We start from the raw sequence: 3,438 nt of genomic DNA, 5'->3' as shown, positions 1-3,438 counted from the left end.
GCCCCAGAGCGTACAGTTCCTCCAGGGTCCGTATCTCCTCCTTGACCTTGCCCGCCCAGCGCTGGGCGGTGATAGGATCGAACCGCCGCGCCCACACCACCTTCCCCGTGGCAAGCTCGGCCTTGTAGAAAGTCCCGTACTTGTCCGAGAAGTAGAAGTGCGGGCCGTCAACGGCAAAGGACGCAGGCACGCCCGCAGGCGTCACGATCCGGCCGTGGTCGCCCCAGGAGTCGTACAGGACCAGGCTATCCCCGGAAAGCGTGTAGCACCTCACCTCGCCCCGGCCGCCGATGCCGTCCACACCTACGAGGAATCGGTACGGAGCTACCTGTACGAACGACGACGTGACCGATCCGGGGAGCCAGACCCAAGCCGCAAAGGGACGTCCCTCCTTCCTCAGCGCAGGGTCAAGCAATCCCTGCACAACCCACACCCCGCCCTGACTCGTGCCTACGGCAATCACGTCGGGCGACAGGACCAAGGGGGCCGAGACAACCCGGGTGTCCCCGGGACGCTCCCGGTACAGGGGCTGAAACACGGGCTCGGCCATCCCCGGCTTCCAGGCAGCCAGGCAGCCGTCCGCGGTCCCCCAGTAGAAGCCACCCGTGGCAGGATCGTACGTCACGTGCCCCTGTGAGGGCTCGTAGTTCTCCGGGTCGGCGTTGAGCCGGATCGGGTAGCCCGGAAGCGGTTCGAGAACCGGCGGCTCTTCCGCCGGCCAGTTCTCCATCGCCTTCAGGTCGAACGCGTACAGCCCGGCGGCCGGGGGAGTGTACGTCTGCCCCTTCGCCGCCAGAACGTAAAGCGTGTCGCCCACCACGAGAGGCTGGCTGCAGGACACCCCGATGATCGGCGTCCAGAACCAGTCCTCCGACGAAAGCGGCAGCGTGGCCTGGTCCTCGGCCCGGTGCTGCCTGAGCGGGGAGCCGCCGAACTCCGTCCAGTCGGCCGCGCCGGCAGGGCAGGCCGCAAAAAGGCACAGGGAAAGGATCAGGGCGGCCCCCAGGCCGCCCCGCAACCAGCGACGCATTCCCGATCACCCCTCATTCTGCAGGAGCAGGGTAGGTGATGACCACCTCGTCTATAGCGATCTTCTGCCCCGGGTACACTTTGGACTTGGACAGGCCACCGGGCGGCGTCCACTCCACCTTGCCGCCCAGGCACTCGGTCACGAACCGCAGCGGCGCGAAGATGCGCCACGCAGGCTCGGACTGGAGCCAGATCGAGGCGTCAAGCTCGACCTCCTCGCCGTTCACCCTCGCGGTGTTCTTCCCCACCCACAGCTCGATCTTCTTTTCGCCCAGCTCGATGACCGCCTTCTGCTCCTCCTGCACCCACGTGACCTTCGCGCCCAGCTTCTCGGAGATGAACCGCACTGGCACCATCGTCCGCCAGGGCGGGTCCTCCTGGATGAAGGGGAGGGCGTCCTTCCACTTGACGATCCACTCGCCGTTTATGTGGATGTCAACCGCCTTGCCCCAGAGCTTCAGGTTGGGGTTGGGTTCGCCGGCATCCTGTCCCGGCCCCCCAATCGGGGGAAACACCTCGGCGCTCACCCCAGGCGCCAGGCAGAGCACCAGCAAACACACGACCACCAGCACCGTCAGTTTCCTCAACGGGACTCACCCCCTCTCCTCACGTTTTTCGCCCGGACCCAGGAAACTCCTTCCGCCGGAGCCATGCGGCTGCCATCCTGCTTCCCTCCGTCAGGCGCTTGCCCGCATCCTTCCGCCCCGCAGCGGCGGCATACCTGCCACGCCCCAGCCGCCACCAGGCCGCAGAGCACCACAAAACCCAGCCCGAACACCGCGCCGACGGCCGGGAGCGCGACGGGCACCACAGCCTCCACGCGGGTGGCAAAGGCCTCCACCGGGCCAGGAAGCAACCGTCCGAGAACCACCGTCCCCCCACAGACCAGGACCAGCACAAGCATCACAACTCCAGAATACTCGGGCAGGTTCCCCCACTCACACCCCAGGACTCCCCAGACGCGGCGGGGAAAACTGCCCACCGCAATCGCCATAAGATGACCCCCCAAGGACCATACCAGGCTCACTGAGCGCCGGCCAGAACCTCCTGCCTCACCCGGACAGCCGCCGCCCTGAACCCGAACGCGGCGCCCATGCCCACACCGAGCTCCACCGCGTCCCAGGCCACCCATCCGGCTACCGCACCCAGCCCTCCGCCGAGCAAACCCAGGATCAGCGCCCACTCCAGCCACGTGCGGAAGAACACGCCCCACGGCACCTCCGGCCAGCCCGACCGGCGGGCCACCACCAGCCACCAGATCGCGCCCACGACGGCCCAGCCGGCGCCGCGCCCGTTGGACGCCCCCAGACCCAGGTACAGCGCCCAGGCCGGAACAAGACCGACGACCACCATGAGCAATGCTTGATTCCTGTACACGGATCAACCCTCCCTTCCAGGCCCGGGCCCGGACGTCAGGCTCCGCACCCCAAAACCTACAAAAGAACCCACCAAGCATTCCCTCCTGAAGAATCCACCAACCGGGGGCTTCCGCAGGCCCACCCGCCACGTAACGCCCAACGCCAACAGGCTAACCCACGCCGGACGCCCGGCCTCCTCGTTAACCACCGGGGCATGTGCCCCCAGGACCTCGCGGACCAGCCAGCAGTCTTCCAACAACCCGGAGCTTCAGCCCTCCCGGCTCGCCGGCCTCAAGGCGGCACCGCGCCGGCCCCGCGGGCAAAGGGCAACATCCACGAACAAAGCAACCACGAACCACACCAGGAACGCCGCCGCACACGCCCCGCCCCCCACCAGGGCCCAGAACACCACCACAGGCGCCCAGGGCAGGACGAGATGCGACACTATAACCAACCCGGGTCAGCGCCCAGCACGAGAACCACCAACTCGGCAAGCACCTTTCGGGCCTCAGCTGGCAAACCCGCTCTCACACGCCTTCAGCTCAAGCCAGAGACGCTTGACGCTTCTGCCGCGCCAGCTCAAAGAGAACGCCTATCCGAAAATCATGCACAAGGCCCAGCCTCTCACCGCTGTGCCTGCTGTACCAGTACCTGCCATCAGTGTACACGTGGTCGAACAAAACACTGACATCATGTTCAACCGCCTCGACATAACCCCTTTTGTGTCCAACACCAGCAGCAACGGAGTGCTTGCCATTGGAGACATAGCAGATGCCGAGAGGCGAAAAGTAGTGAGCCCGATGGTTTGTCTTATCGAACTCAAAGTCTTTTGTCCCAACGCTTCTCCGGTCCCACGGCAGAACCAGAACGCAATCGTCCGCCAGATTGACCATCCTCTTTTTTCCTTCGCCCTCAAAGACCTCCATCCTGTCCCCGTTCCCGTCGTAACACACAACTGGAAAGGGCAGCCACCCCCAGGACGGAAGATGCCCCCGTGTGTAGAAGATCTTTGTGAGCAGGTCATACTTCAAATCGTTTCTTATGACCTCCA

6 protein-coding genes are annotated in these 3,438 nt (G+C 65.3%); all 6 read right to left on the bottom strand.

Features of this window, described 5'->3' with window-relative positions; translation table 11 throughout:
- Nucleotides 1-1,030: hypothetical protein (locus AB1609_18450; GenBank protein MEW6048428.1), on the bottom strand; the 1,030-nt coding region annotated here is incomplete at its 3' end.
- 13 nt (nucleotides 1,031-1,043) lie between these two features.
- Nucleotides 1,044-1,616 (bottom strand): copper amine oxidase N-terminal domain-containing protein, encoded by a 573-nt coding sequence (locus AB1609_18445; GenBank protein ID MEW6048427.1) that lies wholly within the window; start codon nucleotides 1,614-1,616, stop codon nucleotides 1,044-1,046.
- Nucleotides 1,613-2,023: a hypothetical protein gene (locus AB1609_18440; protein ID MEW6048426.1), complete on the bottom strand. Its 411-nt coding sequence runs from the start codon at nucleotides 2,021-2,023 to the stop codon at nucleotides 1,613-1,615. Before AB1609_18440 ends, AB1609_18445 begins: the two co-directional genes overlap by 4 nt.
- Nucleotides 2,024-2,052: 29 nt before the next feature.
- Complete coding sequence (locus AB1609_18435) at nucleotides 2,053-2,406, bottom strand: hypothetical protein (protein ID MEW6048425.1); 354 nt, start codon at nucleotides 2,404-2,406, stop codon at nucleotides 2,053-2,055.
- Between the two features lie 249 nt (nucleotides 2,407-2,655).
- On the bottom strand, nucleotides 2,656-2,832 hold the full coding sequence (locus tag AB1609_18430; protein MEW6048424.1) for a hypothetical protein: 177 nt from the start codon (nucleotides 2,830-2,832) through the stop codon (nucleotides 2,656-2,658).
- Between the two features lie 97 nt (nucleotides 2,833-2,929).
- On the bottom strand, nucleotides 2,930-3,438 hold a 509-nt coding region (locus tag AB1609_18425), incomplete at its 5' end, for a DUF6710 family protein (protein MEW6048423.1).

This window comes from Bacillota bacterium (assembly GCA_040754675.1).
Taxonomy (GTDB): domain Bacteria; phylum Bacillota; class Limnochordia; order Limnochordales; family Geochordaceae; genus Geochorda.
This window is presented reverse-complemented; position numbering and strand designations above follow the sequence as displayed.